The 15,795-nt window shown below is 62.2% G+C and carries 20 protein-coding genes and 1 pseudogene; 12 read left to right on the top strand and 9 right to left on the bottom strand.

Annotation, left to right across the window (positions count from 1 at the left end; translation table 11 throughout):
* Window positions 1-51 precede the first annotated feature (51 nt).
* The gene (locus ACEN93_RS05775) at window positions 52-609 is read left to right on the top strand and encodes a YceI family protein (protein WP_074688882.1); all 558 of its coding nucleotides are present in this window, start codon (window positions 52-54) and stop codon (window positions 607-609) included.
* A 6-nt stretch (window positions 610-615) separates the two neighbouring features.
* Here ACEN93_RS05775 and ACEN93_RS05770 read toward each other — a convergent pair whose 3' ends face one another.
* Entirely contained in the window at window positions 616-843 is a 228-nt protein-coding gene (locus ACEN93_RS05770) for a YXWGXW repeat-containing protein (protein ID WP_039767335.1), read from the bottom strand.
* A gap of 182 nt (window positions 844-1,025) precedes the next feature.
* Here ACEN93_RS05770 and ACEN93_RS05765 point away from each other — a divergent pair, with 182 nt between their 5' ends.
* Window positions 1,026-1,712, top strand: a complete 687-nt coding sequence (locus tag ACEN93_RS05765; protein ID WP_495611173.1) for a GNAT family N-acetyltransferase — start codon at window positions 1,026-1,028, stop codon at window positions 1,710-1,712.
* A 71-nt stretch (window positions 1,713-1,783) separates the two neighbouring features.
* On the opposite strand, the gene ACEN93_RS05760 is transcribed toward ACEN93_RS05765, so the two are convergent.
* Complete coding sequence (locus ACEN93_RS05760) at window positions 1,784-2,224, bottom strand: hotdog fold domain-containing protein (protein ID WP_495611172.1); 441 nt, start codon at window positions 2,222-2,224, stop codon at window positions 1,784-1,786.
* Between the two features lie 156 nt (window positions 2,225-2,380).
* Here ACEN93_RS05760 and ACEN93_RS05755 point away from each other — a divergent pair, with 156 nt between their 5' ends.
* Complete coding sequence (locus ACEN93_RS05755; RefSeq protein ID WP_074688878.1) at window positions 2,381-3,007, top strand: TetR/AcrR family transcriptional regulator; 627 nt, start codon at window positions 2,381-2,383, stop codon at window positions 3,005-3,007.
* Between the two features lie 193 nt (window positions 3,008-3,200).
* Here the strand turns inward: ACEN93_RS05755 and ACEN93_RS05750 are convergent, their stop codons facing one another.
* A complete protein-coding gene (locus ACEN93_RS05750; protein WP_103385928.1) occupies window positions 3,201-3,833 on the bottom strand; it encodes a TetR/AcrR family transcriptional regulator in 633 nt (210 codons plus the stop codon).
* A gap of 114 nt (window positions 3,834-3,947) precedes the next feature.
* On the opposite strand from ACEN93_RS05750, the gene ACEN93_RS05745 reads away from it, so the two are divergent.
* Entirely contained in the window at window positions 3,948-4,532 is a 585-nt protein-coding gene (locus ACEN93_RS05745; RefSeq protein ID WP_163975786.1) for an NAD(P)H-dependent oxidoreductase, read from the top strand.
* A gap of 3 nt (window positions 4,533-4,535) precedes the next feature.
* Here the strand turns inward: ACEN93_RS05745 and ACEN93_RS05740 are convergent, their stop codons facing one another.
* Both ACEN93_RS05740 and ACEN93_RS05735 read right to left on the bottom strand, forming a co-directional pair.
* On the bottom strand, window positions 4,536-5,654 hold the full coding sequence (locus ACEN93_RS05740; RefSeq protein WP_163975784.1) for a DmpA family aminopeptidase: 1,119 nt from the start codon (window positions 5,652-5,654) through the stop codon (window positions 4,536-4,538).
* Between the two features lie 39 nt (window positions 5,655-5,693).
* Window positions 5,694-6,797 carry a polyamine ABC transporter substrate-binding protein gene (locus ACEN93_RS05735; RefSeq protein ID WP_163975782.1) on the bottom strand — a complete coding sequence of 368 codons (1,104 nt, stop codon included), beginning with the start codon at window positions 6,795-6,797 and terminating at the stop codon, window positions 5,694-5,696.
* Between the two features lie 112 nt (window positions 6,798-6,909).
* Between ACEN93_RS05735 and ACEN93_RS05730 the strand changes: the two genes are divergently transcribed.
* Complete coding sequence (locus tag ACEN93_RS05730) at window positions 6,910-7,683, top strand: helix-turn-helix transcriptional regulator (protein WP_163975780.1); 774 nt, start codon at window positions 6,910-6,912, stop codon at window positions 7,681-7,683.
* A 5-nt stretch (window positions 7,684-7,688) separates the two neighbouring features.
* On the opposite strand, the gene ACEN93_RS05725 is transcribed toward ACEN93_RS05730, so the two are convergent.
* A complete protein-coding gene (locus tag ACEN93_RS05725; protein ID WP_210709799.1) occupies window positions 7,689-8,630 on the bottom strand; it encodes a class I SAM-dependent methyltransferase in 942 nt (313 codons plus the stop codon).
* A 188-nt stretch (window positions 8,631-8,818) separates the two neighbouring features.
* On the opposite strand from ACEN93_RS05725, the gene ACEN93_RS05720 reads away from it, so the two are divergent.
* Together ACEN93_RS05720 and ACEN93_RS05715 are read left to right on the top strand one after the other, a co-directional pair.
* Entirely contained in the window at window positions 8,819-9,232 is a 414-nt protein-coding gene (locus tag ACEN93_RS05720) for a response regulator (protein WP_039767308.1), read from the top strand.
* A 63-nt stretch (window positions 9,233-9,295) separates the two neighbouring features.
* Entirely contained in the window at window positions 9,296-9,964 is a 669-nt protein-coding gene (locus ACEN93_RS05715; RefSeq protein WP_039767305.1) for an HAD family hydrolase, read from the top strand.
* Here the strand turns inward: ACEN93_RS05715 and ACEN93_RS05710 are convergent.
* Window positions 9,958-10,617, bottom strand: coding sequence for a methyltransferase family protein (locus ACEN93_RS05710; protein ID WP_074688868.1), 660 nt, complete (start codon window positions 10,615-10,617; stop codon window positions 9,958-9,960). The two genes, ACEN93_RS05715 and ACEN93_RS05710, sit on opposite strands and share 7 nt — an antisense overlap.
* A gap of 88 nt (window positions 10,618-10,705) precedes the next feature.
* Between ACEN93_RS05710 and ACEN93_RS05705 the strand changes: the two are divergent.
* Window positions 10,706-10,843 (top strand): annotated as a pseudogene (locus tag ACEN93_RS05705) (pyridoxal-phosphate dependent enzyme); the annotation flags it as partial.
* 108 nt (window positions 10,844-10,951) lie between these two features.
* The gene (locus ACEN93_RS05700; RefSeq protein ID WP_039767301.1) at window positions 10,952-11,551 is read left to right on the top strand and encodes a DinB family protein; all 600 of its coding nucleotides are present in this window, start codon (window positions 10,952-10,954) and stop codon (window positions 11,549-11,551) included.
* On the opposite strand, the gene ACEN93_RS05695 is transcribed toward ACEN93_RS05700, so the two are convergent.
* Window positions 11,466-12,392, bottom strand: a complete 927-nt coding sequence (locus tag ACEN93_RS05695) for a LysR substrate-binding domain-containing protein (protein ID WP_039767299.1) — start codon at window positions 12,390-12,392, stop codon at window positions 11,466-11,468. The genes ACEN93_RS05700 and ACEN93_RS05695 overlap by 86 nt on opposite strands.
* 63 nt (window positions 12,393-12,455) lie before the next feature.
* The gene (locus ACEN93_RS05690; protein ID WP_414882798.1) at window positions 12,456-13,349 is read right to left on the bottom strand and encodes a LysR substrate-binding domain-containing protein; all 894 of its coding nucleotides are present in this window, start codon (window positions 13,347-13,349) and stop codon (window positions 12,456-12,458) included.
* 112 nt (window positions 13,350-13,461) lie between these two features.
* Between ACEN93_RS05690 and ACEN93_RS05685 the strand changes: the two genes are divergently transcribed.
* The 3 genes from ACEN93_RS05685 to ACEN93_RS05675 are packed head-to-tail and all read left to right on the top strand — an operon-like array spanning window position 13,462 to window position 15,714.
* Window positions 13,462-14,484 (top strand): aldo/keto reductase, encoded by a 1,023-nt coding sequence (locus tag ACEN93_RS05685; protein WP_495611171.1) that lies wholly within the window; start codon window positions 13,462-13,464, stop codon window positions 14,482-14,484.
* Window positions 14,481-15,278: an SDR family NAD(P)-dependent oxidoreductase gene (locus ACEN93_RS05680; protein WP_495611170.1), complete on the top strand. Its 798-nt coding sequence runs from the start codon at window positions 14,481-14,483 to the stop codon at window positions 15,276-15,278. Before ACEN93_RS05685 ends, ACEN93_RS05680 begins: the two co-directional genes overlap by 4 nt.
* A 25-nt stretch (window positions 15,279-15,303) precedes the next feature.
* Entirely contained in the window at window positions 15,304-15,714 is a 411-nt protein-coding gene (locus tag ACEN93_RS05675; RefSeq protein WP_262161188.1) for an SRPBCC family protein, read from the top strand.
* Window positions 15,715-15,795 lie beyond the last annotated feature (81 nt).

The raw sequence follows: 15,795 nt of genomic DNA, 5'->3' as shown, positions 1-15,795 counted from the left end.
GCCGGATGTTTGCTTAAGTCATTCGAGCCCCATCGGGCGCCGGAGCATTGCATGTCGATTCGATTGTTGTGGGCTGCCGCGTGTTGCCTGATTGTCGTCCCTGCTGCGCAGGCGGTGGAGTACACCCGCGTCAACACCACCGCCAGCCAGATCAGTTTCACCTACAACCAGATGGGCTCGCGGATGTACGGCACGTTCGGCAAGTTCGATGCGACGCTGGATTTCGACAGCGACAATCTCGCCAATGCCCGCACCACGCTGCACATCGACCTGACCAGCATCGACGCCGGCAGTGAGGACGCCAACACCGAGCTGGTGAAACCGGCATGGTTCGACACCGAGAAATTCCCGGTGGCTGTGTTCGAATCGACCCGCTTCAGCCCGGCCGGCGACAACCGTTATCTGGTCGACGGCCATCTCACGCTCAAAGGCATCACCCGTGAGGTGCAGGTGCCGGTGCAACTCAAACCCGACAGCAGCATCGGCATTTTTGACGGCGAACTGGTGCTCAAGCGCGACCAGTTCGGGCTCGGTGCAGGGGAGTGGGCGGACACCGTGGTGTCCAAGGACATCGACATCAAGTTCAAGGTCGTTGCCCCCGCGCAGTGACCGGCCTCAGTACGCTCGCCAATGCCCTGGCATCCAGCGCCATTGGTTGCCGGCCCAGCGGTAATGCCCGGCGACCCAGTGATAACCCGGCGCAGGCATGACCGGAACCACCTCAACGATCGGTGGTGGCCGATGCGGGCGAACCGGTTCGACGACACAGCCCGACAGGGTGATCGCTACCAGCGCGGCAGCGAGCAAGGATTTGATGGTTTTCGCGGAACGCAGAACGTTCATGGCAACTCCTCAAGGCCTGCGTCGGGAATGAACGCAGCTGAAAAATTGGACGCCAAATCGGCGAAAGATCCGTTCTCGGGCAGATGAAATTTTTGTCAGGCGTGCACAAGGTATGATGTCGCGGTTCGCCGGTCGCTCAACTCGCCCGGCAACCTGTGTTTTACCGTTGGAGTCCGCCCGCCATGCCCCGCATCACCCACTACAAATCCCCATGCCCCGAAGGCGTCAACAGCCAGATCCTGCAGATGGTGGTCGACTACCTGACCGACATCAGCGCCATCGGGCTGGGTCCGAGTAACCTGCTGTACAACGTTTATCAGTACGCGGTCGGCTACGAGGTGCATCTGTATCTGGAGGCGTTGAACGGCGAGAAGGGCACCGAGGTGGAATTGCTGGTGGCCACCGACGACGATGATCCCGAGCAGGTGATCGGCTTCCTGTTGTACCTGCCGGTGCAGGGTGATTGGGAGGCGTGCAACGTGGCCTATCTGGCGGTGCGCGAGGGGCATCGGCGTCAGGGTGTGGCCCGTTCGTTGATCGCGGACATGGTGGCGCGTTACCCCCATGCCGAACTGACCTGCAGCGTCGGCAAGGTGCCGTATTTCGAGGCGCTGGACTTCGAGGTGCTGGGCCAGCTCGAAACGCAGGTGCTGATGAGCACTCGGCATTACCGCAGCAACGGGTTGCGCGGTTTTATCGACAAGACACCGATCTACCGTTCGCTGGAAGTGCAGCAAATCCACACCTACCTTCTGCAAAAGCACGGCAAGCGGGCGATGCTCGATGCCGAGAAACAGCGCGATCGGCATCTGGATCAGGTCACCCGCCGCACCGAAGAATTTGTTCGTCAGCGCCTGACCGTTCACTGATCCCTTCTCTTTGAAACGACGAAAGCCCTTGTTGCGATCAGCGCAGCAAGGGCTTTTTTGTGCCGGTGATTTCAGGGCAGTTTCACGTTCATGGTGATTCGCGCCGTGAACACTTTCTTGCCTTCGGCGTCGTGAACATCCACTGGCACGATCTTGTCGCCTTCGGTCTGCCAGTCCACTGCTTCGCCATTGGCCACGGCGGTCACGTCGGTCTTGGCCTTGGCCAGGTATTCGACGGTCATGCCTTTTGGAATCCAGCGTGCGCCGGCGGGAATCGACACGTCGGTCATCATCCCGGCTGCCAGTTCAGCGGCGTTGCACAGGGCGATGGCGTGGACGGTGCCGAGGTGGTTGGTGATCTCGCGGCGAAACGGCACTTGCACCTGCGCGGAACCTGCCCGCAACTCGGTGACCAGTGGGTTGATGGTGCTGAAATAGGGAGCGACCTGGCAGGCCATCTGGCTGAACGCCTGGGAACCGACACTGTTGAACATGCTGAGAAACTGACTCATGGGTGGAGCCTCGCGGTTAGGGGATTTACAGAATCATGTTCCGTAACAGAATATTGTTCTGTAACGGAACGGTATTCTGTCTGCGGGAAATCTGTCAACCTGTGCGCGTTTCGCTCACCGGCACGGATGTGCCCTTTACCCGGATTTTCAAGGCCCATGGACACCGCAGATCTTCTCGAACGCAGCTACCCCGGCCGCCGCGCCGAACTCAAGCGCGACATCTTTCGCAAGGCCCTGCGCCTGTTCAACGAGCAGGGCATCGAGGCCACCACCATCGAAATGATCCGCGCCGAATGCGACACCAGCGTCGGGGCGATCTACCACCACTTCGGCAACAAGGAAGGGCTGGTGGCCGCGCTGTTCTTCACTGCGCTGGAGGACCAGGCGCGCCTGCGCGATGCCTATCTGGCCGACGCGACGACCACCGAAGAGGGCGTGCAGGCGCTGGTCTACAGCTACGTGGATTGGGTCGAGAACCAGCCGGAGTGGGCGCGGTTCCAGTATCACGCGCGCTATGCCGTGACCCGGGGCCCGCACAAGGACGAACTGGCCGAGCGCAACAAGACCCGCAACCTCGGCTTGCGTACCTGGCTGAGCGAGTCCGGGCGCGCGGCTGAACTCAACGAGTGCCCGGCCGAGTTGTTGCCGTCGCTGATCGTCGGTCAGGCCGACAGCTATTGCCGCGCGTGGTTGTCCGGGCGAGTGCAAGGCAGTCCGAAGGCCTATCGCGAATTGCTGGCTCAGGCCGCGTGGCGTTCGATCCGCCGTGAACCCGAACGCTGATTTTCCGAGACAAAAAAAGAGCCTCAAGACTCTTTGATGGGGAGGAAGTAGAGCCCGCGAGGCTCAAGATGCGCATGAAGCCAGGTGCAGGCTTGATTGGGGTTCAGAGCACCCGCACCTACGCAACGGCTTGGCGGACCAAGCGACTGCGTAGTTCCATCGTAGGAAGGTGGGGGGATGCGCTCAAGTACCGTCAGTCACCTGCCTGGGTGGCGCGGGCGGCGGCTCTTTCGACCATCGCAATGATGGTTGCCAGCAGCTCGTCACGGGCCTGTTCGGCGCTGATTTCGTCGGTGGCTGCCGCTTGCGACAGCGCTTCGGCGGCGCCGAGCATGGCGCGTAATCCTGCCTGACCGATCTCTGCGCCTTCAGCGAAAGGTGAGAGCACGCTGCGGCACTTCTCCAGGAAAATCGCCTCGTATTCGCGCTTGATCCTCTCCAGTTCCGGCGTGCTCGCCAGGGCGGCGATCACTCCCGGAATCTCGTTGCCCTGGGTCAGCACGCAATCGACATACGCCGTCGCAATCACCGTCGCAATGCCGTTCAAGGTTGCTTCGGCGTTGGCCAGCGCGGCGTCCATCAGCGCCGTCTGGCGTCGGTCGAAATCCTGATACAGCGCCGCGAGCAGACCGGCGCGGGTGGTGAAATGGTCGTAGACCACCGGTTTGGTCACGCCGGCCTTTTCCGCCAGATAGCCGAGGGTCAGGGCATCGGTGCCTTCTTCGCGAATCAGTTGCCAGGCCATGTCGAGCAACTGGCGCTGGCGATCTTCCCGGGACAGGCGGCGACGGGGTTGTGTGTGTTCGGGGATTTCAGTGGTTGACATTGCTTATATACCAAACGTAACTTACTGAAGGTAACTTACTAGTAGTAGCTTACCAATCGTAGCTTTTCGCAAGGGTAAGCCCTTGGTCAGCAATCACCAACCGGAGATTTCCCCATGCACGCATTGATTGTTGTAGATCACGATGATCCACGTTCGCTGACCCGCGCGTTGGCGCAACAGATTGCCAAAGGCCTGTCGGAAAGCGATCCATCCAGCACCTTCGAAATCGCCGACCTGCACGCCGAAGAATTCGACCCACGCTTTGGCGTGGCCGACTGGGCAGTGCATCACCGCGAATCCGCCCCACCCGCTGATGTACTGGCCGAGCAGGCACGCATCGACCGCGCCGACGTGCTGGTGCTGGTCTATCCGGTGTTCTGGTGGTCGATGCCGGCGCTGCTCAAAGGCTGGATCGACCGGGTATTCAGCAACGGTTGGGCGTACGATTTCGACGGTGATAAGACGCTGAAGAAGCTCGGACGACTGCGTGTGCACCTGGTCGCACTGGGCGGGGCGGATGCAGGCACCTATGAGCGCCATGGCTACGACGCGGCGATGAAGACGCAGATCGATCACGGGATTTTCGATTACTGCGGGGCGACGGTGGCGGGCTCGGCGTTGCTGCTGGAGTCCGAGTCGAGCGATCCTGCGGTGCAGCTGCAGGCGGCGCGCGAACTCGGACTTGGGTTGTTCCGCTGAGTGTCAGCGAGCGCCCGGCCATCCGGCTTTATCCAGGGCCGCGAGCAGGGTGGCGGCATCCAGCCCCGGCACCGAATGCCCGTTGCCTTCGGTGCTGTCGCTGGCCAGCAGGGCGTTGATGATCGCTTCTTCCACAGCCTCGGTCGCTGCCAGAAACAGCTCGCTGATGTGATCGTTGTTGACCATCCGCAAGCCATCGCAGGTCGATGCGCCTTTACCTTCGTAGGCGGCGGGCGGGATATGACCGTTGCCGGTGGCGAAGGCGATGAAGATGTCGCCGCTATGATCCTCATTGCCACCGCCAGTACGCGCCAGACCGAGGCTCGCCCGTTGCGCCAGTCGCGTGCATTGATGCGGCAACAGCGGTGCATCGGTGGCGAGGGCCACTACGATCGAGCCCATGCCCGGATGCGGCAACGAAGCGCGCAGGAACGGCGAATCCACCTGTTCCATATATCGCCCGACCGGGTAGCCATCGACCCGCAATTCGCTGCGAATCCCGTGGTTGGCCTGCACGATGGCACCCACTGTCCAGCCGCCCTGAGCCTTGCTCAAACGGCGCGACGCGGTGCCGATCCCGCCCTTGAATTCATGGCAGATCATGCCGCTGCCACCGCCCACCGCACCTTCCTGCACTGGGCCGTCAACGGCATTACTCATCGCTTCGGCCACATGCTTGGGCTTCACATGAAAGCCGTTGATGTCGTTGAGCAACCCATCGAAGGTTTCCAGCACCACCGGCATGTTCCAGTAGAGACGACCGTCGTCCGGTTGCTGCGCGCGATCCAGTTCGATCAAGGCATCACGCACCACGCCGAGGCTGTGAGTGTTGGTGAAGGCGATCGGGCTGGTCAGCAGGCCGGCTTCGCGAATCCACTCCAGTCCTGTGGCATCACCGTTGCCGTTGAGTACGTGGACGCCGGCGAAACACGGTTGTGCGTTGGTCGAACCGGCGCGTGGTTCGATCAGGGTAACGCCACTGCAAATGTCACGACCGCTGGCGCTGCGGCCGCGCACGTTGCTGTGGCCGACCCGTACGCCGGGTACGTCGGTGATGGCGTTGAGCGGGCCGGGTTGCATTTGACCGATGCGGATATGGAGATCGCGGGCACGTGGTTTCATTGATGTTCTCTCTGTTGAAGGCAGTGATTCGAAGGGCTGTTACTGCCCGTTTTTGACCTTGCTCCACACCCGCGTACGCACCCGTTCGGTGGCTTTGGGCAAGGGTTCGAGGGTGTACAACGTGGCCATCGCCGTGGCTGACGGGTACACCGCAGGGTTGTCGCGGGTGGTCTGGGCAACCAGCGCCGTGGCGGCGCGATTGCCGTTGGGGTAGGACAGGTGATCGCTGACCGGCGCAATCACCTCGGGCCGCAGCAAATAGTCGATGAACGCCAGGCCCTGGGCCGGATGCGGCGCGTCCTTGAGCAGCACCAGCGTGTCGAACCACACCGGCGCGCCTTCCTTCGGCAGGCTGTACTGGATCTTCACGCCGTTGCCGGCCTGCTCGGCGTTGGTCTTGGCTTCGAGCATCGCGCCGGACCAACCGACCGCCACGCAGATGTTGCCGTTGGACAGATCGCTGATGAATTTCGAGGAGTTGAAGTAGGCAATGTGCGGGCGCAGTTTCAGCAGCAGCGCTTCGGCTTTCTGATAGTCCTCGGCGTTGGTGCTGTTCGGCGGCATGCCGAGATAATGCAGCGCGACCGGGAGCATTTCCGAAGGCGAGTCGAGCATCGCCACGCCGCACTCGCCGAGTTTGGCCAGGTTCTCTTCCTTGAACACCAGATCCCAGGAATCCAGCGGGGCCTTGTCGCCCAGCGCGGCGCGCACCTTGTCGACGTTGTAGCCGATGCCGTTGGTGCCCCACAGATACGGCACGGCGTACTGGTTGCCGGGGTCGTTGTTGGCCAGTTTGTTCAGCAGATCGTTGTCGAGGTTCTTCCAGCCCGGCAGTTGATCGCGGGGCAGCGGGGCGAGGGCGCCGGCCTTGATCAGGGTCGGCAGGCTGAAATTGCTTGCCACCACCACGTCGTAGCCGCTGCGGCTGGTCATCAGTTTGCCTTCCAGCACTTCGGCGCTGTCGAAGGTGTCGTAGACCGGTTCGATACCGCTGTCACGCTTGAAATCATGCAGGGTGTTCGGGCCGATGTAGTCGTACCAGTTATAGACATGCACGCTCGGCGCATCGGCCGCCTGCGCACTCAGCGCCGCGGACAAAATGCCCATCAGACCCAGGTTGATATACCCACGATGACCACGCATGATGCGGCACTCCTGGCCTGTTGGCAGGCCGGTGATGAACAGGAGTGGTCAGCCTATCGAGCGGGCCGCGCCGCACCCATTCCCATCATGGGTTACTCAAAAGGGGTAGAGCGTGGACGCGTTGCTGCAGGAATTGCCGGTGCATCAGAGCCTGTCGCGAGTGTTCGCCACAGTGGGGCAGGACGGTTTCTGGCGGGCGCTGGTCGATACGCTGCGGTTGCTGGTGCCGCTGGACAATGCGCTGGTGGCGGTGATGCAGACGGGGCGCCCGCCGCAATTGCTGATCGACTTCGACAGTCAGGGGCGGGCCGACGAGCAGGAAGAACTGGCCGGTTACTGTGCCGGCATGTACCTGCTCGATCCGTTCTATCAGGCCGCCTGCGCCGGGATCGCCGATGGTTTGCACAGCCTCGCGTCGGTTGCGCCGGACCAGTTTCTGCACAGCGAGTACTACCAGAGTTACTTCCGCTCGGTGGTCGGCGCAGATGAGCTGCAATTTCTGGTCAACCTCGACGACGGCGTGCTCGGCTTGTCGATGGGCCGCTCGACGGCGTTCGGTTTGCAGGAGCAGGGGCGCCTGCTCTGCGTGCGGGATTGGGTGCTGTCAGCGATGCGCCGGCATGTGCAGTTGATGCCGCCACAAGGCGCGGCGGTCGAGGCGCCGGTCGGCGATATTGCGGCGCTGCTCGACCGCTTCGACGCCCGTCTGACCGCGCGCGAAATCGATACGGCGCGCCTGATTCTTCAGGGTTTTTCCAGCAAGGCCATCGCCCAGCACATGAACATTTCGCCGGAGACCGTGAAGGTGCACCGGCGCAATCTCTATCACAAGCTCAACGTCACCGGGCATGGCGAGTTGTTTGCGCTGGTGTTGCGGCCGCGCTGACCGGGTCAGCCGATCTGCTTGAATAGCAGCGCCTTCAGACCGCTTTCCGGGTCGATATCCGGAAACTCCGGTGGATTCTCCAACCGCTGCTCGAAGCGCAGGCTCGGTGCCTCTTGGGTCACACCATCAATCAGGAAGTCCGAACCGAACGAAGGATCGTTCATGCACGCCAGCACGGTGCCCTGCGCCGTGAGCAATTCCGGCAGACGACGCAGCACGCGCTGGTAATCCTTGGTCAGCAGAAAACTGCCTTTCTGGAACGACGGCGGGTCGATGATCACAAGGTCATACGGGCCGCTGTTGATCACCTTGCCCCAGGACTTGAACAGGTCGTGGCCGAGGAAACTCACCTTGCTCAGATCATGCCCGTTCAACCGGTGATTGTCGCGGCCCCGGCTCAGCGCGGCGCGGGACATGTCGAGGTTGACCACATGGCTGGCGCCGCCCTCGATGGCCGCCACCGAAAAACCGCAGGTGTAGGCGAACAGGTTCAGCACCCGTTTGCCCGCCGCCTGCTCACGCACCCAGTTGCGCCCGTAACGCATGTCGAGGAACAGCCCGGCGTTCTGCTTGCGGCCCAGATCTACGCGGTATTTCAGGCCGCCCTCGACGATGGTCATTTCGTCGATTTCTTCACCCAACAGCCATTCAGCGGTGCTCTGCGGCAGGTAACGATGCTGGATCAGCAGGGTGTGGGCGCCGGACTGCTGCCATGGCGCCGAAGCGGTGATTTCCAGCAACAGACGCTTGAGGTCTTCCAGCTGCGAAGTCTCGGGCTCCTTGAACAATGACACCAGCACCACGCCCTGCAGCCAATCCACGGTGACCTGCTCCAGCCCCGGCCAGCAACGCCCGCGCCCATGGAACAGACGCCGGGTTTCGGCCGGTGCCGAAGTCAGTGCGGTGAGCAGGTGGGCATGGAGAACGGCGAGGGCTTGAGGGTTCATCAATCAGGATCGGCCAGTAAAAGGGCGCGCATTTTAACCGCAATTACGCGCCGGCGACTGCCCGTCGACCGGGTGTTATCGAAAAGAGCTGTATCAAAAATGAATTTCTGTAGAAGGTGCTGCTCATACCTGATAAGCAGCGGATTCAAGCCGCTAAATCGTTCATGCAATTCAGGGAGTGCCAGTTCATGTGTCCAATTTCGACGTCGAGCGCGCACCTTCCTGGCGGATTGATTCTGGTAGTCGAGGACGATCCGTTGATTCTGGAGTTTCTGTGCGAAATTCTTCAGGAGGAAGGTTTCAAGGTCGAGCCGCAGACCAGTGCCGATGCGGCCTCGCAATACCTGGAAGAGCACGCGCCGGAAGTTGCGTTGCTACTGACCGACATCACCATGCCCGGCACCCTTAACGGCGCGGACCTGGCCAATCTGGTCGGCGATCGCTGGCCGGACAAACCGGTGATGGTCATGTCCGGTTATGAAACGCCGGAAACCTCAGGGGTGAAACATCCGGTAGCGTTTATCAAGAAGCCTTGGGCAATCGGCCAGTTGCTCGATTGCGTGGACAGTGCGTTCAAATCCAGGGCGCCGCGTCTGCACTGAAGCGTCCCGCAAGTGCTACATTGCCGGGCATCGTTGCCCGGCCCCTTGCGAGGAAGTGATCTTTTGTCAGCTCACGAGACTGTTTTCAACCGCGCGTTCGGCGCGTTCCTGTTCGACATGGACGGCACCGTCCTCAACTCCATCGCCGCCGCCGAGCGGATCTGGTCCGCCTGGGCCGTGCGGCACGGGGTGAACGTCGAAACGTTCCTGCCGACCATCCATGGCGTGCGCGCCATCGACACCATCACGCGTTTGAACCTGCCGGGCGTGGACGCCGAGGCGCAAGCGGCGTTCATCACCAAGGCGGAAATCGAAGACGTCGAAGGCATTGTCGAAATCCCCGGTGCAGCGGCATTTCTCAAGTCGTTGCCGGCGGATCGCTGGGCCATGGTGACCTCGGCGCCACGGGATCTGGCGTTGCGGCGGATGGCGGCGGCGGGGATTCCTGAGCCGGCGGTGATGATCACCGCTGAAGACGTGAGCGCCGGCAAACCGGATCCGGCCGGTTATCGACTGGCGGCCAAACGCCTGGGCCTGGAGCCGACGGACTGCCTGATTTTCGAAGACGCCACCGTCGGCATCCTGGCCGCTGAAGCCGCTGGCGCGCCTTTGATGATCATCACCACCACTCACCAGCATCCGCTTGAAACTGCACACGCGACCATCGCCAGTTACCGCGACATTGCGCTGAGCATCGACAGCGACGGCCAGCTGCGCCTGCAACCTCAATAAACCCCGGGCACCAGTCGCCAGCTGCGCGCGCAATAAGCGTCGTATTCGGCGCCGAACTGCGCACGCAGCAGGGCCTCTTCGGCGTGGATGCGGGCGATCAGCGGGATCAGCGTCAGCGCCGCCAGTAACAGGCCGACCACCGAACGAAACGCCAGTGCCCAGCCGATCGCATTGATCACCAGCCCCAGATAACTGGGGTTACGCAAATGCCGGTAGATACCGTCGGTAACCAATCGGTGCCCCGGCTGAATCGCCACCAGCCCGCTGAACCGATGACCCAACACAAACACCGGCCATAAACGCAATCCGCCGCCGACGATAAACAACAGCGCTCCCAGCCAACGGGTGCCTTCGCGGCCGATGGTCCAAAAGCCGATGCGGTCGCAGTAAGCCGGCAGAAAGGCACTGACCAATCCGATTACGGCGAACGCCGGAATCACCCAGCGATTGGCCCGGTCCTCGCGCTCGCCGGTGCTCAGATTCACTTCCGTGAACAGCGACGCCACCACCATGGCCAGCGTGGCCAGGGCCACCACGACCAATGCGCCGTGAGAAAAAAACACCGCCACGCCACCGATGCCCCACATCGCCAGGCCCAGATAGGCGAGGGTGGCGAGCACGGCGACCACGGTCATTTGCGCAGACATTTTCATAGGCACCTCACGGGCTGTTCCGTTCAGTGTAGATCCCGGCACGATCCCCGGCGTTTAGCCGCTGGCAACGGCGTATGGAGGATCAACGGCGTGCGGGATTTCACTGGAGGTGGCGTATCTTGACCTCCCGGCGCTGGCGGGGGCACGGGATGTGGTGATCATTGTTTGTGGCGGGGTAAGTATCAGTGCGCAACTGGTGACGGGGTGGGCGCGGTTGGGGGCTTGAGCGCAAGCGGAAGGTATTCACCTTCGACCAATAGTCAGCACCACCGCCATTCCCGCGAGAGAGGTCTATCCTAGGCGAAGCCCTTTTTCGTGCCTACGGTGACCCGCGATGATCAATCTGGCCACGGCCCATCTGCTCACGGACTACAAGACCTGGGCCAATCAGCGTCTGTTCGACAGCCTGCAAGCGCTGCCGGCGGGGGAGACGACGAGGGAGCGCAAGACGGTTTTCAAAAACATGATCGGTACGCTGAACCACATCTACGTGGTCGACCGGATCTGGCAGGCGCACCTCGAAGGGCGCGAGCACGGTTTCACGACGTCCCATGATCTGGTGCACGCCGACCTCGGCGAGTTGCGCCAGGCCCAGCAGGAAGTCGATGGCTGGTATCGCACCTGGAGCGCGCAGCAGACCGAAGCCTCGCTGAACCGCTCGATCGATTTCAAATTTGTTTCCGGCGATGGCGGCACCATGAACGCCGGGGCGATCCTGATGCACGTGATCAACCACAACAACTACCACCGTGGCTGGGTGGTGCAGATGTATTTCGAGATCCCGCAGATGCCGCCGATGACCGACCTGCCGGTGTACCTGCGCGAGGTCGATCCGGGGTTCAAGCCGATCAGTGCGCCTGTGGCGGAAGCGGCGCCGACATGTGATGGGCAATCAGCGAGCGCAACCAGCGTTCCGCCGGATCGTTGTCGTTGACCCCGTTCCAGACCATCGACAGCTCCGAAGGCACGATGTCGAACGGCGGGTCGTCGGCGCGCAGCACGCTGCTGCCTTCGACCAGCGCACAAGCGGCGAAATCCGGCACGGTGGCGAGCATGTCGGTGCCGGCCAGAATCGCCCGCAGCGGAGCGAATTGCGGCACTGCCAGCACGACACGACGTGCACGGTTGATTCGCGCCAGATCGCTGTCGATGGCACCGCCCAGATCGCCGGAAAACGACACCAGCGCATGGGGCCGTTCGCAGTAGTCGTCGAGGGTCAGCGCGCCGGGACGATCATCGCCGCGCAGGATCTTGCAGCGCAGGTCCCGCAGTTTTTTGCGTTTGGCATTGGCCGGCAGCTCAGTGGTGTAACTGACGCCGACGGAAATCTCCCCGGACGCCAGCATCGACGACATCAGCAGGAAATTAACCCGGCGGATGACGACCACCACGTCCGGCGCTTCCTCGCGCAATTGCTTGAGCAGCGGCGGCAGCAGGCCGAACTCGGCATCGTCCGACAGACCGATGCGAAACACGTCGCGGCTGCTCAGCGGGTCGAAATCCTTGGCCCGGCTGACCGCGCCGGAAATGGTGTCCATCGCCGGCTGCAATTCCTTGAGGATCGCCAGCGCCCGCTGGGTCGGCTCCAGCACGCGACCGTTGCGCACCAGCAACGGGTCGTCGAATAGGTCGCGCAGTTTCGCCAGTGACGCACTGACGGCGGGCTGGCCGAGGAACAGCTTTTCCCCGGCGCGGGTCAGGTTCTTTTCGAACATCAGGGTTTCGAAAATCACCAACAGATTCATGTCCACGCGACGCAGGTCATTGCGGTTCATGCCGGAAGACTCGCTGGTTTTTTGAGTCTTTTCAGTAAAGCAGCAAAGTCTTGCGCTGTCGGGTCACTGGGCGGGATCGACGCCGGTCAATACCTTGCGAAACGTTTCCACCAGCGGCCGCAGGTTGATCCGGTGCCAAGCCGCCCACAACGGCGTGGTAAACGCCAGCCACGGCACTTCCCGCAGCACCACGCCCGGCGGTGCGTTGTGGCTCAGGCCTTTCTGGATCATCGCGATCCCCAGACCCGAAGCGACCAGCCCCAGCGCGGTAAACGGCTCGGTGGCCTGCATCCGCACATCCGGGGTGAAGCCTGCGCGGATACAGGCGCTGACGAACTCATCGTCAGCGCCTTGGCGTGGCTGCACGCCGATCCATTCCTGATCGGCCAGATCCGCCGGGGTCAGCGATGCCAGTTGGTTCAGCGGGTGATGTTCGGGCAGCGCCAGCAACATCGGGTCGTCCAGCACCTGGAAGCCCAGCAGGTCAGGGTCGTCGATCGTCGGCGGCTCACTGACCAGCGCGATATCGAGGCTACGCTGACGCAGGCCTTCCAGTTGTTCGGCAGAACTCAGGTTGTACAGCGCGACATGCACGTTAGGCCGGTCGACCCGCAGTACGCGCAAGGCATTGGGCAAAACCCCGGCGTGCATCGCGTTCTCGATGTAGCCGATGCACAGGCCGCCTTCTTCGCCACGGCCCAGGCGTTTGCCGAGGGATTCCAGGCGATTGGCGTGGGTCAGCAGGGCGCGGGTTTCGGCGAGAAAGGTCTGGCCGTCGCGGGTCAGGCGTATGCGCTGCTGGCTGCGTTCGAACAGGGTCAGGCCCAGGCGTTCTTCGAGCTGGGCGATCTGTCGGCTCAGGGGCGACTGGGAAATGTGCAGGCGCTCGGCGGCGCGGCCGACGTGTTCTTCCTCGGCGACGACGACGAAGTAGCGCAATTGGCGGATGTCGATCATGTCAGACCTTCAGGGACTCAAGTGCTGCTGATTATGTCTTGGACGGTCTGAGTGGCGCAATCTAGGATCTGCTCAACGGTCAACACCGACCACGAACTACGAGGACAGCATCATGAGCTTGAAAGACAAACTCCCCGGCCAACTCGGCTTCGGCACAGCGCCACTGGGCAACATGTTCCGCGCCATTCCTGATGAAGAAGCCCAGGCCACCGTGCACGCAGCGTGGGATGCCGGCGTGCGTTACTTCGACACCGCGCCGTTCTATGGCTCGGGCCTGTCGGAAATTCGCCTCGGCGAAGCACTGTCCCGCTACAAGCGCGACGACTATGTGCTGAGCACCAAGGTTGGCCGGGTGATTCTCGATGAAGTCGAAGACGCTGCCGCCCGGGATCTGGGCGAGAAAAGCGGGGTGTTCGAACACGGCCGCCCGAACAAGATCGTCAACGACTACAGCGCCGACGCCACCTTGCGTTCGATCGAAGACAGCCTCAAACGTCTGAAAACCGATCGCCTCGACATCGTCTGGGTCCATGACATCGCTCAGGATTTCTACGGCGACCAATGGCTTGAGTACTTCAATCAGGCCCGCACCGGCGCCTTTAAAGTCCTGACCCGTCTGCGTGAAGAAGGCGTGATCAAGGGTTGGGGCCTGGGCGTGAACAAGGTCGAGCCGTGCGAGTTGACGCTGGACCTGACCGAGGCGCAGCCTGACGGCTTCCTGTTGGCCGGCCGCTACACCTTGCTCGATCACGATCGCGCCTTGCAGCGTTTGATGGATTCGGCACGGGCGCAGAACGTTGAAATCGTGGTCGGCGGCCCCTACAGCTCGGGGATCCTGGCCGGCGGCGCGCACTTCGAATACCAGAAGGCCAGCCCTGAGATCGTGGCGAAGGTCGAGCAGATCAAACGCATCGCCGCGGCCCATGGCGTGGATGTCAAAGCCGCTGCACTACAATTCTCGCTGGCCAATCCGGCCGTGGCAGCCGTGATTCCCGGCGCGAGCAAACCGGGGCGTATCGCTGAAGATGTGGCGGCGCTGTCGGCGGTCATTCCGGCCGGTTTCTGGCAGGCCATGCGTGAAGCGAAACTGGTGTCCGAACGTGCACCATTACCCATCGACGAGGTGAAAGCATGAAGATCGATCTGAGCGGAAAACTGGCGATTGTCAGCGGCAGCACGGCGGGCATCGGTTTGGGCATCAGCCAGTCGCTGGCCGAGGCGGGCGCCACGGTGGTGGTGATCGGTCGCGACGCGGCCAAGGTCGAGCAGGCGCTGGCAAGCATTCGAGACAAAGTGCCGGGCGCGCAACTGCGCGGTCTGACGGCGGATCTGGGCACGGCCGAAGGCGCGCAGAAACTGTTCGCCGCTGAACCGAAAGCCGACATCCTGGTGAACAACCTCGGCATCTACAACGCCGTGGATTTCTTCGATGCGCCGGACGATGAGTGGACGCGCTTCTACGAAATCAACGTGATCTCCGGCGTTCGCCTGTCGCGGCATTACGTACCGGCGATGGTCGAACAGGGCTGGGGCCGGGTGATCTTCCTGTCTTCGGAATCCGGCGTGGCCACTCCGGCCGACATGATCAATTACGGCGTGACCAAAAGCGCCAACCTCGCGGTGTCCCACGGCCTGGCCAAACGCCTGGCGGGCACCGGGGTTACGGTCAACGCGATCCTGCCCGGTCCGATCTTCACCGACGGTGTCGAGGAAATGCTCAAGGATGCCGCCGCCGAATCTGGCCGCAGCCTGCGGGACGAGGCTGACGCCTTTGTGCGCCGGGCCCGTCCGAGCTCGATCATCCAGCGCGTGGCGGATGTCGAAGAGGTCGCGCACCTGGTCACCTACATCGCTTCACCGCTGTCCTCGGCCACCACCGGCGCCGCTTTGCGGGTCGACGGCGGCGTGGTCGACAGCCTGACTATCTGAATTTATCGAGAGAGACTTTTTATTTATGGCAACAGCATCAGCAACGATCGACATCCCGGCTTCGGCCGAACAGGTCTGGCAATTGATTGGCGGCTTCAACACCCTGCCGGACTGGCTGCCGTTCATTCCCAACAGCGAACTGAGCGAAGGCGGGCGCGTGCGCACTTTGCAAACCGCTGACGGTGGCGTGGTGGTCGAGCGTCTTGAGACGTTCGATAACGCGGGCAAAACCTACAGCTATTCGATTCTGCAGGCACCGTTTCCGGCCACCGATTATCTGGCGACGATTCGCGTTGAAGCCCAGGGGCAGGGCGCGAAGGTAACGTGGTCGGGACGCTTCACGGCCAAGGGCGTGAGCGATGAGGAAGTGGTGGCGCTGTTCAGCGGGATCTATCAGGGCGGCCTGGAAGCGCTGCGCGCCAACTATCCCGCTTAGTTGATGATCGTTCCCACGCTCCGCGTGGGAATGCAGCCCGGGACGCTCCGCGTCCCTTCCGGAGCTGGAACGCGGAGCGTC

Source organism: Pseudomonas sp. Pseusp21 (assembly GCF_059492145.1).
Note: the sequence above shows the minus strand (reverse complement) of the source record. Positions and strands in the feature narration are given on the sequence as shown.